Origin of the sequence: Clostridium beijerinckii, from assembly GCF_018223745.1 — a bacterium.
GTDB lineage: Bacteria > Bacillota > Clostridia > Clostridiales > Clostridiaceae > Clostridium > Clostridium beijerinckii.
The window spans coordinates 1,114,267-1,134,533 of sequence record NZ_CP073653.1 but is presented as its reverse complement, the minus strand read 5'-3'; the positions used below and the strand labels follow the sequence as shown (position 1 = coordinate 1,134,533).

The window sequence follows — 20,267 nt, the reverse complement described above, 5'->3', positions numbered from 1 at the left end:
CTTACTAATATCTTTTTATATTTATACAACAATTATTTAATCTCTCTCAAACAATTGTTGTAAATCTTCTTTTGATAAACTTCCTAATAAGCCGCTATTTTTAAGTTCTCCCGTTAAAATACTGTCAATAAGTTGTTTTTTATCTTCTTGAAGCAAAATGATTTTCTCCTCTATAGTTCCTTTAGATACTAACTTAATCACCTCTACTACATCTCTTTGACCAATTCTATGAGCTCTATCCGTTGCCTGAGCCTCAACTGCTGGATTCCACCATGGATCAAAATGAATAACTAAATTAGCTGATGTTAAATTAAGTCCAGTTCCTCCAGCCTTTAATGAAATCAAAAAGACATTCACAAACTCATTAGTATTAAAATCTTTAACCATTTTTATTCTATTTTTAGGATTTGTTTTTCCGCTCAAATGGAAAAATTCTATTTTCTCCTTATTTAAGCGATCCCCAATCCTATCTAATGCAGAAGTAAATTGTGAAAATAGAAGTATCTTCCCACCAGAATCAATATGATTTTTAATGATTTCTACTACTTCTTCTATTTTCCCACTTCCTCCATTATAGTCTTCAAGTATAAGTGAAGGATCTAAACATATCTCCCTTAGCTTAGTTAAGTATGAGAATATCTCGATTCTACCATCTTTGTTATTTTTCATTGCAGCTTTTACTCTTTTTACATAATTACTATACACAGCTTTTTGAGAAGGTGTCATTTCAACTAATAAAGTTTTTTCTATTTTATCTGGTAATTCATTCATTACTTCTTTCTTAGTTCTCCTTAAAATAAAAGGCTTTATCATAGTCTTAAGATTCTCTAAATTCTCTTCCCTTCTTGAAATAAATTTTTCCTCAAACTTTTCTTTAGCGTAGAGGTAGCCTGGCATTATAAAGTCAAATATAGACCAAAGCTCTGTTAAATTATTTTCAATAGGTGTTCCAGTTAAAGCAAATCTAATTTTTGCCTGAATTTCTTTTACAGCTCTTGAATTCTGCGCTTCCGAATTCTTAATGCTCTGACCCTCATCAATTATGCAATAATCAAAAACAATATCTCTATAATTATCTATATCTAATCTCAATGTTCCATAGGTAGTTAGCACTACATCATATTCACATATATCTTCCATCACTTTATCTCTTTGACTTCCATGAATCATCACAACTCTTAAACTTGGCGCAAATCTTAAAAATTCATCTTTCCAATTATAAAGCAATGATGTCGGACAAATTATGCAAGTCTTTTTGTTCTTCTCTGATAATAATAATGCTATAACTTGTATTGTCTTACCTAATCCCATCTCATCTGCTAATATTCCTCCAAATCCCACTTCACTTAAGGTCTTGAGCCACTTAAATCCATTAATTTGATATTCTCTAAGGATTCCTTTAAAATCACTTGGGATTGATATATTTTTATTATTTATGTTGTCTAACTTATTTTCTATATCATCTAATTCATTCGAATTTTCTATACTCCCTAAACCTATATTCTTCATATTTTCATATAGACATAAGGCTTTATTCTTTTCGATTTTAACTTTTTCATTATTTGAATCCAGATTTATATTTAACACTTCAATTAGATTAAAAAAACTTCTCACACCATTATCTTCAAAATCTAAAAAGTTATTATTTCTTGTTTTGTAAAATTTATTTTTATCTTTATATGCCTCTAATGCACTATTTAATTCCTTTGTTCCTAACTCCCCTATACTATAAAAGAAATTATAACTTCCGTCCACTTCATCTAAATCAACTCTAATTGAATCCAGATTATATATTTTTTTATTGCTAAGGCCGTTTCCTAACATAACATTTCCCAAGGAGTGGATTGTCTCTCCTTTTTTGCTTAGTATATTAAACAACTCTTCATCTTTACCTATAAATACAAGTCTGTTATCCATTTTTACAAAACTTAGTTTTTCAACTTCCATAAGAAGCTTTTCTTCTTTTTTATCATCTCTTATGAACGTATGCGAAACATTTCTCTCATCTAATATATTGATTTTTGTATTACCATAGCTAAGAAATATATCACAATAAATTTTTCCGTTCCCTTCATATAAAAAGAATTCAGGTCTTGATAAATTAGATGCATAATTTCTTAAGTTTTCCGCAATATTTATGTTACTCGAAATTCTACTTAAAAGAGACATTAGTTTAGTGTAAGTATCTATATCTTTTTTATAGGTAATTCTGCCATGAACTAATAATCTTTCATGCAGACTAGCATAATTATCAATTTGATTTTTTGAAGGTAAATAGAGTTCATTCCTAAAATAATAAACATCATTGTTTGAATTTAGTGGAATGGGAAGCTGCTTATGAGTGGTCAAGACTATCATTCCGTTATCTTCCTTAACATTAAAGGTTATAGGTAGGTCTTTGTGTAATATTGGTGCTGTAATTTCAATATAATCAAACTTAAATTTTATTTTTCTATCCTCTATACCTTTTAAAAATTTTCTAAGTTCCTCTGGCTTAAGTATAAGCTTTCCACTTCTCGAAGGTGTTTGTACCTCATAATATAGAGAATCTTTTTCTATTTTACGAATAAGCCTTGTGCTATGATTATTTCCCCATATTTTATATTTTTCTGCAGCTTTCTTTTCAGAATTTTCTTCTCTATTGTTATCATTTTCAAGTAAGCTAATAAATTTATATTCAGTAGCAGTTATATGACTACACATTAATGTATATCCACTTGAAGTAAATTCTTTAAACTCATTACAAGAACAGTTAGCACTCTCTAGTTTTTTCTTCTGAAGATTAATTTTAATATGTGTACTAAATTCGTTAATTTTATTTTTATCCGTAACTTTTCCATAAATATGATATATGTTATCTATCTTTTTCCCCTTAAAATAAGTGACTAAACCATTATTAAATTTAACCTCTCCCTCTCTTTTCATAGTAGATGAAGCTGATTTAAATAATATTGACTTTAATTCTTCTAGTTTCAAGTAATCACCTCTTTCGTGACAAGCACAAATAAGATTCTAGCCATTTATTTAATCTATAAATTATAAATTAAATATCACTTTTACCTCTAATAGTTGCATTTCAATAATGCTATTTTTGCATAAAATATATTATAACATAGTAGTTTAGATTTTTTATCTTTGATCAAAAAGTTATACCCTCAAGGAGTATCTCCTCGTCCACAGATTTTACTGAATTATAATTTCCTAAATAGCCAAAAAATAGCTTAGTGCTGAAACACTAAGCTCTCCTAGAACTCTTTAGTTTTAATATAAAATTATATGCCGCCTCATCTTCCCACTGAGATAACTTAACATGACCTAAATTAACTCCATCAATTTTAAAATTTAAAATCTCTTTTAGGTTATTGTAATATAATTCTCTATTCAACTTGATTTTGCTAAATAAAATCTTTTGAACACATGGTTTACTATTCGCATCTGAGGGAAGCATCATCATAGCAACTCCACCAGTATACTTATTTTTATTTAGGTTTGGTTTAATCATATTTATATATGTAACCCCATCATTTGAGCTGCTTAAATTAAAAAATATCATTTTATCGGATACAATATACTTCCCCGTAAAATATTTAATTACCTTGTCATCTGAACAAATCTTAAAATTTACATTTTCATTCTTAATTTCTATGATTCCTTCATGCAAAGACCCTTCTTTAGCTATATTAGTAACAAAAAAATAAACATAGTATTTCTCTTCAAAAATATAGGATCCAATTTCATTATTATTTTCTAAGTTCTCAATATCTTCTGCTGTTAGCGGTATAGAAATAAGCTTTTCAATTGTTATATTATATACTTCAGAAATATATAGTAATGTTTCTATAGATGGGAAAGCATCTCCTGATTTGTATTTAGATAATAAATCCTCAGATATACCAATTTTACCAGCCAACTTTTTTTGTGTTGATTCCAGTTGAATTAATTTTCTTAGATTGTACGTAAAAACCTTAGATGTCTTTTCATATATATCATTTTTTAATGCTTTTACTTCATTAATATTGTTATACATAATATCTGAATCAGCTTTAATATAATTTAATTTCTTCCTTATCTTTTCATTTATTTCTTTAAATTCATATAAATCTTTATTCAAATTCCTCACTCCATATTGTTATCATATTATGATAATCAAGTAAGTTGAATCATATTCAACTGAATATTTTATATTTTTCAATTATCTTAGACATTTATATATAGTAATTGAAACAATTCACTTACTATATTACCATAATATTGCAAACTTCAAAATACAATATATTTTAAGGAGATACTTATGTCTAGATCAATATCTAAAAATGCTTTTTTTAAAGCAGTATTAAATGTTTCAAATATAATTTTACCTATAATAGTTATGCCAATAGTTCTTAGTGCAATTCAAGATAAATTAAATGGATATATGACCATGGGGGAAACCTGGACTGCAGTTTTTATGATTTTCGCAAGCTTTGGAGTTTATCAATATGGTTTAAGAGAAGTAAGCAAAGTAAGAGATGATAAGGATAAACTAACCAAAACAATTACTAGTCTATTTGTAATTACCACCACAACAACAGCTGTAACTTCTATTTTTTATGCTATCTTTTTAACTATATTCCATAGAAATGATGCATATTTTTATACTTGCATGGTTATGGGATTAAACATAGTCTTTAATATGTTCAATGTTGAATGGATCAATGAAGCTCTTGAAAATTATGATTTTATAGCATTAAAAACTATGATAATTAAAATAATATATAATTTATTAACAATATATTTTGTAAAGACTCAGGCTGATTTTTTATTTTACATATATCTTACTTGCGGTATAAATTTTATTAATAACATATCCAGTTTTATATATATAAAAAAGATGATACACTTTGACTTCTCAGATTTACAAATAAAAAAACATATAAAACCTATGTTTTCAGTTGTAATACTTGCTAACACATACATTTTATATACTTGGCTTGATAAAAACATGCTAAATAGCAATTTAGGATCAACAGAAGCAGGATATTATGGAGTCGCCCAAAAGATAATGTCAATGATAGATATCTTAATGTTTACAATAGTTCAAGTTTCCATGGCTAGACTTTCAAACTATTTAGAAAATCATTCAAAAGAAGTCTATTTAAATTTATTAAATAAGGTAATTAAAATATATTTCCTGTTCTTATTTCCAGCCTCAATAGGATTACTTGGAGTTTCTAAACAAGTTATCATAATTATGGGCAAAGGTACTGATATATATCTTCCAGCCGTACCAATACTAATGGTGTTTTCAGTATATATGCTGACTATTGGAATTGATAGAATTATTTCAGATCAGATAATTTATATTTTCGGGAGAGAAAAAACAGACGCTAAGTTAGTTTTCATTGGAGGGATATTAAATTTAATCTTGAATGCTCTTTTAATATTTACCAATATGTTCACACCAACAAAAGTAATCGCAACAACTTTAGTTTCAAATTTAGTAGTTATGGCTTTAGAATATAGATTAGTAAAAAATGAACTTAACATAAATATAAAATTATTTGCTTTTGAGAATTTTAAGTATTTATGTTACTCTTTAATATTCATCCCAATAACCTTTGTTATAAATAATTTTATATCTGGAACTATATTATCCTGTATCCTTGATATACTTGCTTGCTGCAGTATTTACTTTATAATTCTTATAGCAATAAGAGATAAGGTATTCCTTGGATTATTAAGCATAGTCTTTAAAAAATTAAAAGTGTTATATAATCACAGAATAATATAGATCTTTCTAGTTAATTAGAATGGATATAAAAAATGGTGTATTGTAGTCTCTTTTCAAATAGAAGAAACAGTAAATAGTTTATTTTTATTAAAAACTATTTACTGTTCTAAATTTTACAAAAAACTTAATATATTCAATTTCAATTAAACCTCAAAATAAATTATTAGCCTAATAACATTTTTTCATCAATACGTTTAAATAATTATTATAGAATTTTTACGCAACCAACTTATTAACAATTATTTTTATTACAGATTATTTATTAATTCTCTTGCTTCCAAGTTTCATATGAAATTGAGGATCTTTTGGTATACTCGGATTAACACCTCTTAAATTAGGTATCTCTCCACATATTAATTGCATTGGCACTATGAAATTAAATGTTTGATGATGTTCATCTTCACTCACATTTATTTGTAGATTTCTATCATCCGAAGCAACATTTCTTCCTATTACATAAATATTGCTTGTCCATTCAGATAAAACTTCAATCATTTTTGCTACTCTTGGTTCTTTTCCTGTATCTAATATAAATATTGTTGAATCACTATTTATTGCATTATATATACCATGTATAAATTCTTCAAATTCATATCCTGTAACAGGCACTCTCATAGTTTCTAATAACTTCAATGCACTTTCTAAAGTATCACCATATAATTCTGCTGGACCTATTATTCTTATTTCCTTAGCTTCTACTAATCTACTTTTATTTTTCTCAATCCATTGTTCTGACTTTTTATATACGTCTTCAAATCTATCGCTAGCATCTAATATTTTATCTATTTCTTCTTTGTATTTTTCTTCAGATATTTGTCCATTTTCTTTTCCTAATTTAAGTCCAAGAAGCATTAAGTTTAACTTTGTGCAATAAAAACCTTTAGTTTTAGCTCCAGCTTTTTCTTCTCCACAGTATACTGTTAAAATATAATCTGCAGCCTCATCTATTAAAGCATTTTCGCATCCAGCCATAGATGCAGTTATACAACCACATTCCTTTGCCAATTTCATTGCATTATAAGTCGAATAACTACTTCCGCCTTGTGATATCCCTATTATCAATGTCTTTTCGTTTTTACCTTTGAATGTATCTTTAGTTATCATAAATGGATACATTGCTATAACTTCAGCATCTAATATTCCTTGCAAATAAGTTTGTACTTGTACCCCTGAATGATAACTTGTTCCTGATCCTGTAATTATAATTTTATCTATATCTTCCTTTATTATTTCTTTAAATAATTCATCAGATTTTGAGACTATCTCCTTCATTTTAGTTGGAGTTTCTAACATATAATCTTGTATTCTCATTTTTATTACCTCTTTCTCTTATTTTTTATTATAATAGCCATATTGCATGCAATATTATTCCACCAACTATAACACCTATTGTTATTTTAGTGATGCTTACTTTCTTCTTTAATAGATAGTAAATAAAGAAGGCAAATAATAGTGGCAGCATGTTTGGCAATATTTTATCTAATATATCCTGAACTACTACTTTTGCACCGTTTAAATTAAATACCAACGGAGTTTTTATTTTTAACATAGTAGATACCATTCCACCAACAACAAATAATCCAACTGTTGTTGCTATAGACATTATTTTTTCCATTAATCCTTGCTTTTGTATCTTCTCTAATGAGTTAACTCCTAATTGGTACCCATATTTTAATCCCAATATTCTAATAGCAAAACCTGGTACATTATATAATAGTAAGAATAGTATTGGTCCAAATATATTCCCTTCACTGGCTAGAGAAACACCTATTCCTGCTGCTATAATTCTAAATGTCCCCCAAAAGAGCGAATCTCCTATTCCTGCTAAAGGCCCCATTAAAGCAGTCTTTATTGCACTAATCGCGCTTTCATCAAAATCGGAATTATTTGAATTTTGTTCTTCCATTGCAGCAGTAATTCCTAGTATTGTCGGAACAATTACTGGGGTTGTATTAAATATCTCAAGATGTCTTTCTAGAGCTTTAGCTTGATCTTCTTTCTTTGAATAAAGTTTTTTAATAACTGGTAACATTGCATAACAATAGCCTAAATTCTGCATTCTTTCATAGTTAAATGCTCCTTGAAGAGCGAATGAACGCCAAAATACACTTCTTAACTCTTTTTTACCTAGCTTATTCAAAGTCAATCTCCCCTTCCGTTAAATTACTTGCAACTGCCTGCTTAGCTGTGCTATTTTCTTTAGTGTTAATATAAATATTTAATATAAATGCAACACATGCTCCAAATAAAGCTATTGCTGTTATATCTAATTTAGCGTAGGCTGCTAATAAAAATCCTATGAAGAAAAATACAGCCATTTTCTTTGAAAGTAACATATCCATTAATAGTGCAAATCCTACAGCCGGTAATAATGATCCTGCTATTCCAAGCCCTTCTAAAATTATCTTTGGAATGGAATTTATCAATGCTGTAACAGCATTTGCCCCTAACATAATTGCTAAAAATGTTGGAATAAAAGTGCTTAGGAAAAATAACATAACCGGAATCCACATCATTATTGCAATACCCCTGAAGTCAGCCTTTTTAGCATATACACTTGCCCTTTGAGCAAAATAAGAATTTATTATTCTTACTAATACTCCTAATGATTGTGCTAAAACTGCAATTGGTACTGCTATAGCAAGAGCTACCTCAACACCATTTCCAGATAATATTGCAAAAGCTGTTCCTAATATACCACCTGTTACAACATCTGGTGGTGTTGCTGCGCCTATTCCTGCAATACCCATCCATATAAGTTCAAGTTGAGCTCCTATAATAATACCTGTTTTTAAATCGCCTAAAATTAGTCCTACTAAGGCACCTGTGATTATTGGTCTTTCAAGCATTATCTGCCCAAAAATACGTCCATCCAGTATACCTATTCCTGCAAGTAATCCCAGCATAATTGCTTGTGCTATCATAATTTTTTACCTCCTTACTTATTTTAGTAAATCTGATAAAGTCTTTTTCTTATCCCTTGGCAGCATTCTAAATTCAATTTCTATGCCTAAATCATTTATTTCTTTTAAATTAGATACATCATTTTCATCAACTGCTACTAAATCTGTTAGCTTCTGCTTTCCAGCTTCATATCTCAAGCCCCCTACATTTAACTCTTTTATAGCTCCGCCTGAATTTTTTACTAATTCCAATGCATCTTTTGTATTTTTCACTAAAACAAGTACATTATTCTTTTTAGATTGAGCAAATTTCTCTACTATCTCACCTGATTCCTGCACTCCCCTAATATACAAAGTTACATTGTTTGGTTTAGCTAAGTTTAATGCCATGGCCTTCATTTGATCATTTTTTGCTTCGTCATTAACTACTAATATTACATTTATTCCTAATGATGTTGACCATCCAAATGCAACCTGACCATGTATTAATCTGTCGTCAATTCTCATCAATGATATCATCTTCTTCATTCCTTTCATTATTGTTTTTTAGTAATTCATTTACATGAATAATTCCTTTTTTTGATTCTTCTATTCCGTTCTTTACCAATGTTTCTATATCCTCTTCATCTGATAATAGTATTGTTAAAATCATTGGCAAATTTATACCTGTTATTAATTCAAATTCATATCCATTTAGCAATAAATTGGTACATAAATTAGCTACACTTCCACCAAAAATGTCTGTTAAAACAATATACTTTTCTTCTTCGCTTTTATTAGATAAAATTCTTTTCATTTCCTTTTCTGCATCATCTCCCGATTTATCTTTAGTCATGCAGAAATATTCAACATTGCTTAATGATCCTACTATTAATTTACTAGTTTCTATAAATTCTTTTGATAGTTCTCCATGAGTTGCAATTAGAAATTTCTTCATTACCATCACCTCCTTTGTTTTTTTATTTATACCTTATTAATAAGCAAAAAGCATGCCAACTAGTGACATGCTTTTTATAAAACTTTATTGTATTCTCTTAATCGCTTGAAATCATTGAATTGGTCCATATATTATATTATAGATATATCCAATCTCTGCAATTGGTATTTGCACACTATAACTTTTTTCTATCACACTAAATGAATTTTTAATTAGCTTAATCTCACTCTGATGCTCTTCAATTAACAAATTTAAATCTGTATATTCTTCTATCTCAGCCTGTCTTACTAGTCTCTCTACCATACAACTTAAATGAACATATAAAGCAATTTTTTTGTCATTTGGTATTTTTCTTTTCTGATTATTTTCAAACTCATTAATACCGTCCTCTATTCTCTCTATAATCTTATTAGAATCTAAAATAGTCAGGCTATCTATAACTCTTGTCAAAGAGAAGTTTTTCACAATAGAATCATTTATTAATTTAATTTGGTCATGTCCTGCTACCTTACTGAAAATTCTGTACACCTCATCTTCTCTTTTTCCTGATATAATATCTTCTAAAGATATAAACTTAATTGTCTCAATTTCAGGATTATACGTACCAACAATAGCTAATACGTCATACATCTTGAATATAGAGTCATCTTTTCCTTTAGACACTAGATTATTATAACTATACGGAACCACCTTTACATCAACTATTCCTGCTAAACTTTCTGAAAGTAAATTCTGTATCTTAATTGCAGTACTTATTCCTGTAAAACAAGATGCTATTATTGCATATTCTTTATTCTTTTGAGGATAAAATAACTGTATGTTAGGTTTAATTTCTTCATTCATTACTTCAGAGATTTCTTCAATAGTTTTTCCTTGTATTAATAAATTTCCTACTTCTAAAGCTAACACAGTTGTAACTTGATCTATACAAAGCATTGGAATATTAATCTTATCTTTTAAATTTTCATAAATTAAGCTAAGAGAGCCCATATCAAATAAAACAATTAAGCCATTTTTTAATTTATCATCTTCAATATACCTGTTCAATTGCTTAAGTACATCTATTGCTGTTGCATCTATTGGCATATCAATAGATGCAAATACATTTACACCTATAATACGATTGCAGACATTAGCCATACTACTTGCAGTTGCATATCCATGAGCAACAATTATTGCATTCATTTTATTAAAATTTATACGTATTGCGGTAGTTTTAATGAATATAATCATAATAATTAAATCACTATCAGTTAAATAAATATCCAACCTATTTGCTATAAAACTTGCTATCTTATACACTATAGAGTATTCTTTATAGTTTTCTCTCTTTAAATAGCTCAATAAATTATTCTCTATTTTTAACGCCTCTTCATTTAAGCTATAAAAATCATTTTTTGAGTATAGGTATGATGAAAAAGCCAACACATTATTCCCATCGTATTTAATATTATAATTTATTTCTAGATTTCTAAATATATCTTGCATTGTTGATATTATAAATTCTATAATTACGTTTTTAGTTTCATCATTATTAGCAAATACTAGCCTATCCATCAAATTTACCATTATATTGGAACTCTTCTCATAAAATCCTTCTTTGCTGACTTCTCCATTTTCAACTAATTTATACAACTTAAAACACTCTAATATACTTTGCTTAATTATGCTTTGCTTACTCTCTTCATATGTTTGAACATGTATATTGCTATTGTCTGAAAATACAATACTTTTGCTTTTATTATTGTTTTGAAACTTAAAAATTTCTGCATTCTCAATGTATATATTTCTTGGTATATCCTGCAATGTTACAAATATATTCCCATTTCTTCTTTGGCCCTTTGAATATGCTCTTCCACACGCATATTTTATTACATTCTTACATTCTCCAATATTTCCTTTAAACTTTATTTTTAGAATTGTATTTAGTGTAAGCTGTGTAATTTCAATTGGTATTCCAAAAATCTTACTTTCTTCATATATAAACCTGAATTATTCATAAAATTATATGAAACATGCTTTGCATGGCTCGTTAAGCTGTTCTTAACAAATTCAAAACTTCACTTATTAAGTGAAAAAATATAGAAAAATAGACTCAAATTTGTTATGGTTAATTTGCGAAAAAAAACAATTAACAAAGGAGAGTCTATATGGGTAGTTTATTAGAAAAATCTTTGAATTTCAAGAGAAATGTAAAAATTAATTTTGATGGTGGAAATTTAACATCAGATTCTGGTCTTATTTTATATAGTGAATTTGATGAAAGAATAGGTTTTTCAAGAACTGTAAAAGATGTTTTTTATGTTAATGATGGAATTAATCATAGAGAACATACAAACGAAGAGATATTACTACAAAAAGTTTATCAAAGAATAGCTGGCTATACAACCGACGATAATTCAGATGAATTAAGATATGATCCAGCGCTTACTACAATTTTAGATAAAAATGCACTAGCTTCACAGCCTACAATTTCACGTTTTAATAACAATCTCGATAAAGAAAACTTAAGACAATTTAATAAAATAAATGAGTTGGTTTTGGATAAAGTATACTCAATTGATATGCCAAATCAAATAATTTTGGATATTGATTCTACTAATTTTGAAACTTATGGTAATCAATATGGTTCAGCATACAATTCACATTATTCAGCAAATGGATATCATCCACTATTAGTTTTTGATGGACTAACAGGTGATTTATTAAAGGCAGAGTTGCGTTCTGGAAATGTTTATACATCAAGAAAAACAGTGGCTTTTATTGGTCCATTATTAAAAAGGTATTCAAATAAATATATTTGTACAGACCTATACATTCGTGGCGATAGCGGTTTTGCTATACTTATGGACTTTATGAAATTGCAGAAGAACATGATGCTAAATATGCAATAAGATTAAAAGCAAATGCAACATTGTATAAGTATTCTGAAGAATTTACTACAAGAATGGAGATATTATGCAAAAGAAATATCTATGACCATTATACTATATATGGTGAATTTGTATATAAAGCAAAGAAATGGACTAAAGAACGTAGAGTTGTTGTGAAATTAGAAAAGAAAGAAGGTCAAATGTGTATAGATTATACTTTTGTTGTGACTAACATGACCAGCCATCCAGAAGCTGTAATAAAATTTTATTGTAATAGAGGAACAATGGAGAATTTTATTAAAGAAGGCAAAAACGGCTTCGCTTTCGATAAAATGAGTAGTTCATCTTTTATCGCAAATGCTAATAAGCTTCAAGAGATGGTTTTAGCATACAATTTAAACAATTGGATTAGAAGATTATGTTTTACAAATTCAATGAAATCTCTAAGAATAGAAACAATACGAATGAAAATAATTAAAGTAGCTGGTAAACTTGTAAAGAGTAGTAGATACTTAAAATTCAAACTCTGTAGTTCATGTGCTTATCAAAATGAGTTTTGGCATATTTTAAAAAATATCAATTCACTGCCGTTATTAAATTGATTCAGATTACAATTTAATATGTAAGATATGGTTAAAACCTAAAGTCCGTAGCGAAGCTGTACGTATATTTAGAAAAATAATTAAAAATTAAGAAAAGAAATAGCTAATAGCATGAAAAACTAACTTTCTTATGTTATTAACTATATCTATGAATAATTCAGGATAAAATGTTCTATTATTCTCCTTTTCTCGATAGGTCCCCTTTCCTCTACATTAGGGATATATATATTAATAGGTATTCTTCTTAAAAAAGTTGGCAAAAATTCAGATAGATTTTCTGTTGTTGCAAAAACTAATCGTACATCTGCTTTTCTCTTTACGCCATTCTCACCAATTCTTGAAAATACTCCTGTATCCATAAATGTGAACAATTTTTCTTGTCCTTCGCTATTAAGTCTATGTACTTCATCTAGAAATAAGATTCCGCCATCTGATTGTTCAATTAACCCTGCTTTTGATTCTGTAGCCCCCGTATATGCCCCTTTAGCATGCCCAAATAATATACCAGATAATAATTCAGGATTATTATAATACTGAGCACAATTCAAAACATTATATGGTCCATCTTTTTCTAAAACATTACAGCTTACACTGTACTTGTAGATTATCTCTGCTAAAAAGCTTTTACCAACTCCACTTTCACCTGTAAGCATAACAGTTAATCCCCCTTTGGGATATAAAACTGCCGTTTTGATTTGCTCAATGACTTCCTTCAGACTGTTATCATAGCCAATTATATTTTCAAAAATAATCTCCTGTTTTAATGACTTACATTCCTGTTCTAGCTCGTATATATCTTTATATATACTCTTCTTTGTTGGCCCAATAATATCATTAATTTTTTTTCTAGGAAGAAATTTAACTGGACGATTATTTATCTTAATTAAATCGTTAGATTTCACCAATTCATTTAGTAATCTACTTGCTTGAGTTCTGCTCATCTTAAAAGTGCTAGCTATATATTCAGTCTCAATTCCTCCATACTTTTCTAATTCCTTAAAGCTCTCAAATACAGCTTCAGAGCTAATAAATTCTAAAACTTTAGTAATCATAAATTCCCTCCCGTACATATAAAAATTTATTTTAAACTAGTATACTAAGAAACATTTCCCTCTAAAATTTTTATCTCATCTCAGCAAATTATTTATATAATTTTATCACATTGTTAGTAAAACTCAATCATATTTAACATATTTTATTTTTTGCGCACCTTTATTTTTCCTTTATCAAAACTCACCCTTTATTTTTATATATTTAATATATTTAATATATTACAAATATCATACTAAGTTTTATAAATAAAACAACTATCTGTACTATAACTAATTCAAAAAATGACAATGCACATTAACTATTTGTCTAAAAAAATATTTAATGATATGATAACTTTAAAATTACTTACCTAGTTTCCTTAAAATAAATAACTCTAAAATTGTTTATAATTCTTTATGATTTAAAATGAAGGAGAAATGCCTAATGATAGACTTACACATTCATACAAATAATTCTGATGGAGATTTTGATGTAATAGACATCTTAAAAATGTCGGAAGAAAAGAATTTAGAATTTATTTCATTTACAGACCATCAATCTGTTGATGCATATAAAAAAATTAGCAACTTAAATATAAAGGATTTATACGGTGGTAACATAATTAATGGAATTGAAATCGCTTTTTCATTTGGCGGAATCAGCATGGATATGCTAGGATATAATATTGATATTGATTCTATAGAAAAATCAAGAATATTACAAGTTAATAAAAATATTAATGTTATTGAAAAAGAAAATTCTAAATTAAATTATTTAATAAATGTTTGTAATGAACTAAAAATTCTACATTCCTCTAATTTAAATATAAATGGCAGAAATACTCCTGCTAACGATGTTATTTGCGATGATATTTTAAGCTATGATGAAAATTTGCATATTCTAAAAAAATTAGAAATTACTGATAGAACTACTTTTTATAGAAAACACTATTTAAACCCTAATAGTCAATTTTATATAAAGCCAACAGAAGATCTTCCAAATATCTATGAAGCTGCAGAAACCATTCATAGTTCAGGCGGTAAATGTTTTTTAGCTCATCCTTATGTATATGACGTAGATAACATATATAATTATATCGACAGTATTGTCAAATTAAACTTAATAGATGGTATTGAATGCATACATCGTAAGCATTCTCACTCACAAATAAATGAAATAATTAATTATTGTGACAGCCATGACCTGTTAAAAAGCGGAGGCAGTGATTTTCATACTTCAGCTCATACATTAGGATTTGGAAATGAAGGTAAAATACCAATTAATTATCCCATAGCTAAAAACTGGCTACAATAATTCATTCATATTTATTTAGCTTTAATAATATATTGTGAACTCCCTTTTATTATATACCTTGAGTTTCGCTTAATAAGAATGCAGATAAAGTGAACCCTTTTAAGTAAATCCTCTTCTAGCATTTTCAGCTTTCTCTACTTAATTGGGTTCACTTCATAATAATAGTTCTTATAATTTTCATATAAATATATTTTTTTATTTTATAATTATCTCTTTTCCTTTATAGGCTTTCCATATCCATATGCACCTTCAATCATGCAAATATCTGCCGAATAATTACTTGCCTTTTCAAATGCACTAAGTATTTCATTTTCAGTTAATTTATTATTATCTTTCCACCCAAATCTTAACAAAGTGACAATAAATGCCGCGATGAACGAATCTCCTGCTCCCATTGTATCCACTGGATTAACTAACTTTACCTTTCCATTATAGTATTTATCGCCATCAAAAAATACTTGTCCATTTTTTCCCATAGTTACTAAGACATACTTACATCCAAAATCATGAATCTTCTTTTGAAATATTTTTATCTCATTTATATTCATATTCTCACATGAAAATAAAGCTAAATCTATATATGGACATGTCTTCTGCAAATAGTCATCTGTTCTATACTTATCTTTGGTAGAAAAATCAAAAGTTATTATTGAATCTATCGCTTTTAACTTATATACTTGATCTTCTAACTTTGCATTACAACTACTATGTATGAGATCAAATTCAGCTAAATACTCTAACTCATCCTTTTCAATTCTTATAGGCTTAGGCCAATTTGCTCCTATATCAACATTTAATAGATCTCTCTCCCCATCGATTATATTTATATCACACCTTTTTGTGGTTCCATTTTCCAACTTTCTACATTTTGATATATCAACCCCTAAATCTTCTAAGGAATATTTTATTAACTCTGCTTCCTCATCATCCCCAAATACTCCTAGATACGCAGAATCAACTTCACATTTTTTCGCATTTACTGCAAAATTTATTGCATTTCCTCCTGGATACATCATGTTCTTATTCATATATCTATCTATTACGTTGTCTCCCAGTCCAATAACTTTCATAATATTATTTCCTCACTTTCAAAAAGAGGTTATCCTAAAAGTTAATTTTAGGATAACCATTATTATTATTTTTAATATTCAACCTTTCTGTAGTAACGTCTTATTTCTAATGAGTGATTACGTATTACTTCTAGGTGCGCACTTATCCTTCCTAGTATTGCCCACATTACTACTGGAGATAATAATTTCCTATATTCTTCACTTATTCCTGGTAGTTCATAATCCTTTGTATCAAATACTGTAAATTTATCAGTATAATCAACTAAGAACTTTTCTACTCTGTCATCTAATGGTCTAGTTTCTGCCTCTGTTTTTAATAAAGTTGCACACACATCTTTTTCAATTAGTTCTATAGTTCCATGAAAAAATTCTGGTGAACTTACAGATTTAGTTCTCAACCATTGGGATTCTTCTAATACACACATTGAGTATGAATAAGTAGTTCCCCAAAGGTTTCCAGACCCAATCCAAATTTGATATGGATCATTTTTATATTTTTCTGCATATTCTCTTGCTTTTTCATCGCTTGCTTTTCTAACATGGTTCAATGCAGCTGGTAAGCTTTGTAGCTCTTCTGCAAACTTATTATAATCCGTAAATTCGTGATTGTTATTTAATAACTTACCAATTAATATATATAGAATTAATTCTTGTGGTCTACCATCCTTGTATACTACTGAATATGTTGATAGTTCTTCTAGGATAGAATTCTCTTTCCCAATTATAGAAATAGTAGTAACTCCCTTTTCCTTTAAATACTTTGCTGCTTCAACAGTCTCTTTTGTATCCCCTGACTTGGATGCTAAAAAAGCTATTGATTTATCAGTTATTTGAGAATTTCCTGTTAATAATAATTCTGCTGATATTTCTGAGTATACAGGAATCTTAGATTTTGTTTTAATCATATATTCAAATGGTTGCATCATTGCTATAGATCCACCAGATGATGTAAATAATATATTTTCAAATCCTTTTTCTGTTAGCTTGTCTGCTATTTCTTCAATAGCCTCCCTTTTACTATAGATATATTCTCCATTTTCTAGCATCTTTTTTTCATCAAATTTAATCATAATATCCTCCTAATTTTTATATATTGATATCTACGTAATAAATATTTATATAATTGCATCTCTAATATTAAGCTGCAAATATTCCTAAAAATGTGCCTAATATGCCTAATGCCATTAATCCTATTAGTATATATATAACTTTTAATTTCCTCTGCAATAATGAGTAAATTATAGTAGTAAGCCCAAGAGGAAGAATATATGGCATTATTCCATCTATTATCTTCTGTATTTCAACAGCACTATCTCCAGTTCCCATCATTCCAGCAATTTTAATGTTCACCATTCCAGGTATCATTGCTCCTATTATAATTAATCCAATTATTGAAGCCCCATATGTTAACTTAGGCATTAATCCAGAGTCTTCTATTTTTTCAAGAAACTTCGTTCCAAATTTATATCCACTTATCATACAGACATATCTAACAATAAATTGTGGTATATTAAATAATAGTAAAAACAATATTGGTCCTAAAATATTTCCTTGTAATGATAATGATGTTCCAACTCCTGTAGCTATTACCCTTAATGTTCCCCAAAAAAGCGAATCTCCTATTCCTGCTAAGGGACTCATTAGAGATGCCTTTACGCTGCTTATTGAAGATGTATCAAAATCTTCATTATTTGCGTTACTCTCCTCCATTGCTGTAGATATCCCTAATACTAAAGTTGATACATATGGTGTTGTATTGAAGAATTCCATATGCCTTTTTACGGCCTCTATTTGCTCTTCTTTTTTCTTATAAAGTTTCTTAATAATCGGCAGCATAGCATAGCAATACCCCATATTTTGTTGGCGTTCATAATTCCATGAATATTCTAAAGCAAGGCCTCTCAAAAACATCTTCTTAAGATCATTTTTAGTAACTTTAACATCATTTGATTGTTCTAAATTATTAGAAATCTTCATCTAGCATTACCTCCTGTTTCTTTACATTATTGTTTTGTAATCCCACAAGAACTATCGCAATGATAGTTGCAAAAATTGCAACACCTAGCATAGGTATTTTTAAATATGCACTAATTGCAAATCCTAATACAAAGAATATAACCAATTTTTTTGTCAAAATCATTTGTGCTAGAAGTGATATTCCTAAAGCTGGAATAAATCCTGCTGCAACTACTAGCCCATTTTGTACAAATTGTGGAATGCTATCTAGAACGGCGCTCATAAATGGGCTTCCTAAATATAATGCTAGTGCAACAAAAATTCCTCTTGGTAAGCTCTTTACTACAAATCCCCCTAAAAAGTGCATCCTACTTACACCGTTGAAATTTCCCTCTTCTACATATTTATCTGCTTTATGAAGAAAAAATGGCATTACAAAAAGTGTCATAACATTATCAACTAATAGAAATAGCGTTGCTATTGGAAATGCCAATGTCAATGCAACTTCTGCTCCTTGCCCTGTTGCTATCGCAAAAGCTGTACCTAAGATCCCTCCTGTTATAACATCTGGTGGAACTGCTGCACCTAATGTAACTGCTCCAATAAATGCCATTTCAAGAGTTGCTCCCATTATAATACCTGTTTGTAAATCGCCCATAACTAATCCTACAAGTACTCCTGTTACTATTGGCCTTGTTATTAAGCATGATCCTAAACACCATTCAAACGTAACAAACATTGCAATCAATCCTACTAAAATAGCTTGAGTCATACAATTTTACCTCCTTATAATACGTTTTTAACTAAAATTTTCTTATCACCTGGAACCTGTCTTATCTCTAATTCAATATCTCTATTTATTAGTTCTTGTAATATTCTTTCCTCCTCCTTTGATATTGGAACTGATTTAGTGATTGTTCTTGTCCCTTCTCTAGGCATAACACCTCCTATATTAATTGATTTTATATCAGGCAATTCATTGCTTAATTTTGCTGCATCTTCTATTGTTTCTACTATAATGAATAACTTATATTTATCTGTAACTCCACTTTTTATAGCCGCAATGGAATCCTCTATATTCTTAATTACTAATTTAACCCCATTAGGTTTAGCCAACTTTATTGTTGTCTTCTTTATCTCATCTTGCATAAGTTTATCATTTGCAATTAATATACAATCTGTGTTAATTTGTTGAGTCCATGCTAATGCCACTTGTCCATGTAACAAACGATAGTCTACTCTTAATAGTTTAATCATATAAAATCACTCCTTTAAAATTCTTCGTCTCTAATTGATTTAGCCGTATGAAATGTTTTATTACAATATCTTATATTCTCTTGCGTATTTTTAATTGTTTCTTCGATTAATTTTTCTGTACTCTCTTCTTGGCTTGTTATTAATTCAATTACAAGTGGTAAACACATACTCGAAATAATGTGTAAGTTTTCATAATTAATGTATTTCATAAACTCATTATTTACACTTCCTCCGAAGATATCCGTTATTACTATTAACTCTTCCCCATCTTCTAAATTATTTATGACCTCCTTTACTTGTTGGCTTAAATTTTTTTCGCTGCTTATGTATGCACAAAGTGTTGATATATTATCTTGTTTTCCTATTATTATCTTTACAGATTCATGCATTCCATCTGCAAGTCTTCCGTGACTTGCTAATAAAAATCTTCTCTTCAAAATTTATCATCTCCATCCAAACTCATGATATTATAAATCTTATTTCACTTCTCATAGCATTATAAAAGCAAGAAGCGTGCCAATGTCTGGCACGCTTCTTTATTCTTCACTATCTC

17 protein-coding genes and 1 pseudogene are annotated in these 20,267 nt (G+C 28.6%); 3 read left to right on the top strand and 15 right to left on the bottom strand.

Annotated features, from left to right (window positions below; genetic code table 11):
• Positions 1-36: 36 nt before the first annotated feature.
• Together KEC93_RS05240 and KEC93_RS05235 are read right to left on the bottom strand one after the other, a co-directional pair.
• A complete protein-coding gene (locus KEC93_RS05240; protein WP_077869859.1) occupies positions 37-2,976 on the bottom strand; it encodes a DEAD/DEAH box helicase in 2,940 nt (979 codons plus the stop codon).
• A 259-nt stretch (positions 2,977-3,235) separates the two neighbouring features.
• The gene (locus tag KEC93_RS05235) at positions 3,236-4,111 is read right to left on the bottom strand and encodes a helix-turn-helix domain-containing protein (RefSeq protein WP_077869858.1); all 876 of its coding nucleotides are present in this window, start codon (positions 4,109-4,111) and stop codon (positions 3,236-3,238) included.
• A gap of 180 nt (positions 4,112-4,291) precedes the next feature.
• On the opposite strand from KEC93_RS05235, the gene KEC93_RS05230 reads away from it, so the two are divergent.
• Positions 4,292-5,770, top strand: a complete 1,479-nt coding sequence (locus tag KEC93_RS05230; protein WP_011968311.1) for an oligosaccharide flippase family protein — start codon at positions 4,292-4,294, stop codon at positions 5,768-5,770.
• 255 nt (positions 5,771-6,025) lie between these two features.
• On the opposite strand, the gene KEC93_RS05225 is transcribed toward KEC93_RS05230, so the two are convergent.
• From KEC93_RS05225 to KEC93_RS05200, 6 genes are all read right to left on the bottom strand, one after another.
• The gene (locus tag KEC93_RS05225; protein WP_011968310.1) at positions 6,026-7,081 is read right to left on the bottom strand and encodes an SIS domain-containing protein; all 1,056 of its coding nucleotides are present in this window, start codon (positions 7,079-7,081) and stop codon (positions 6,026-6,028) included.
• A gap of 28 nt (positions 7,082-7,109) precedes the next feature.
• Positions 7,110-7,910, bottom strand: a complete 801-nt coding sequence (locus KEC93_RS05220) for a PTS system mannose/fructose/sorbose family transporter subunit IID (protein WP_011968309.1) — start codon at positions 7,908-7,910, stop codon at positions 7,110-7,112.
• Complete coding sequence (locus tag KEC93_RS05215) at positions 7,903-8,694, bottom strand: PTS mannose/fructose/sorbose/N-acetylgalactosamine transporter subunit IIC (protein WP_011968308.1); 792 nt, start codon at positions 8,692-8,694, stop codon at positions 7,903-7,905. Before KEC93_RS05215 ends, KEC93_RS05220 begins: the two co-directional genes overlap by 8 nt.
• Before the next feature lie 18 nt (positions 8,695-8,712).
• Positions 8,713-9,201: a PTS sugar transporter subunit IIB gene (locus tag KEC93_RS05210; protein WP_236886724.1), complete on the bottom strand. Its 489-nt coding sequence runs from the start codon at positions 9,199-9,201 to the stop codon at positions 8,713-8,715.
• Positions 9,170-9,610, bottom strand: coding sequence for a PTS sugar transporter subunit IIA (locus KEC93_RS05205; protein ID WP_077828863.1), 441 nt, complete (start codon positions 9,608-9,610; stop codon positions 9,170-9,172). The genes KEC93_RS05210 and KEC93_RS05205 overlap by 32 nt, the downstream gene beginning before the upstream one ends.
• Before the next feature lie 111 nt (positions 9,611-9,721).
• Positions 9,722-11,416: a PRD domain-containing protein gene (locus tag KEC93_RS05200; protein ID WP_241394815.1), complete on the bottom strand. Its 1,695-nt coding sequence runs from the start codon at positions 11,414-11,416 to the stop codon at positions 9,722-9,724.
• 344 nt (positions 11,417-11,760) lie between these two features.
• On the opposite strand from KEC93_RS05200, the pseudogene KEC93_RS05195 reads away from it, so the two are divergent.
• A pseudogene (locus KEC93_RS05195) lies at positions 11,761-13,085 on the top strand (IS1380 family transposase).
• Positions 13,086-13,231: 146 nt separating this feature from the next.
• Here the strand turns inward: KEC93_RS05195 and KEC93_RS05190 are convergent.
• Positions 13,232-14,137 (bottom strand): sigma 54-interacting transcriptional regulator, encoded by a 906-nt coding sequence (locus KEC93_RS05190; protein WP_238892891.1) that lies wholly within the window; start codon positions 14,135-14,137, stop codon positions 13,232-13,234.
• A gap of 424 nt (positions 14,138-14,561) precedes the next feature.
• Here KEC93_RS05190 and KEC93_RS05185 point away from each other — a divergent pair, with 424 nt between their 5' ends.
• The gene (locus KEC93_RS05185; protein ID WP_011968304.1) at positions 14,562-15,431 is read left to right on the top strand and encodes a PHP domain-containing protein; all 870 of its coding nucleotides are present in this window, start codon (positions 14,562-14,564) and stop codon (positions 15,429-15,431) included.
• Between the two features lie 206 nt (positions 15,432-15,637).
• Here KEC93_RS05185 and KEC93_RS05180 read toward each other — a convergent pair whose 3' ends face one another.
• From KEC93_RS05180 to KEC93_RS05155, 6 genes are all read right to left on the bottom strand, one after another.
• Entirely contained in the window at positions 15,638-16,501 is an 864-nt protein-coding gene (locus KEC93_RS05180) for a PfkB family carbohydrate kinase (protein WP_011968303.1), read from the bottom strand.
• Positions 16,502-16,572: 71 nt separating this feature from the next.
• On the bottom strand, positions 16,573-17,571 hold the full coding sequence (locus KEC93_RS05175) for an SIS domain-containing protein (protein ID WP_011968302.1): 999 nt from the start codon (positions 17,569-17,571) through the stop codon (positions 16,573-16,575).
• Between the two features lie 67 nt (positions 17,572-17,638).
• A complete protein-coding gene (locus KEC93_RS05170) occupies positions 17,639-18,478 on the bottom strand; it encodes a PTS system mannose/fructose/sorbose family transporter subunit IID (protein ID WP_011968301.1) in 840 nt (279 codons plus the stop codon).
• Positions 18,465-19,229 carry a PTS mannose/fructose/sorbose/N-acetylgalactosamine transporter subunit IIC gene (locus tag KEC93_RS05165; protein ID WP_011968300.1) on the bottom strand — a complete coding sequence of 255 codons (765 nt, stop codon included), beginning with the start codon at positions 19,227-19,229 and terminating at the stop codon, positions 18,465-18,467. Before KEC93_RS05165 ends, KEC93_RS05170 begins: the two co-directional genes overlap by 14 nt.
• 14 nt (positions 19,230-19,243) lie before the next feature.
• A complete protein-coding gene (locus tag KEC93_RS05160; protein ID WP_011968299.1) occupies positions 19,244-19,714 on the bottom strand; it encodes a PTS sugar transporter subunit IIB in 471 nt (156 codons plus the stop codon).
• A 14-nt stretch (positions 19,715-19,728) separates the two neighbouring features.
• Positions 19,729-20,151, bottom strand: coding sequence for a PTS sugar transporter subunit IIA (locus KEC93_RS05155; protein WP_011968298.1), 423 nt, complete (start codon positions 20,149-20,151; stop codon positions 19,729-19,731).
• Between the last annotated feature and the right edge of the window lie 116 nt (positions 20,152-20,267).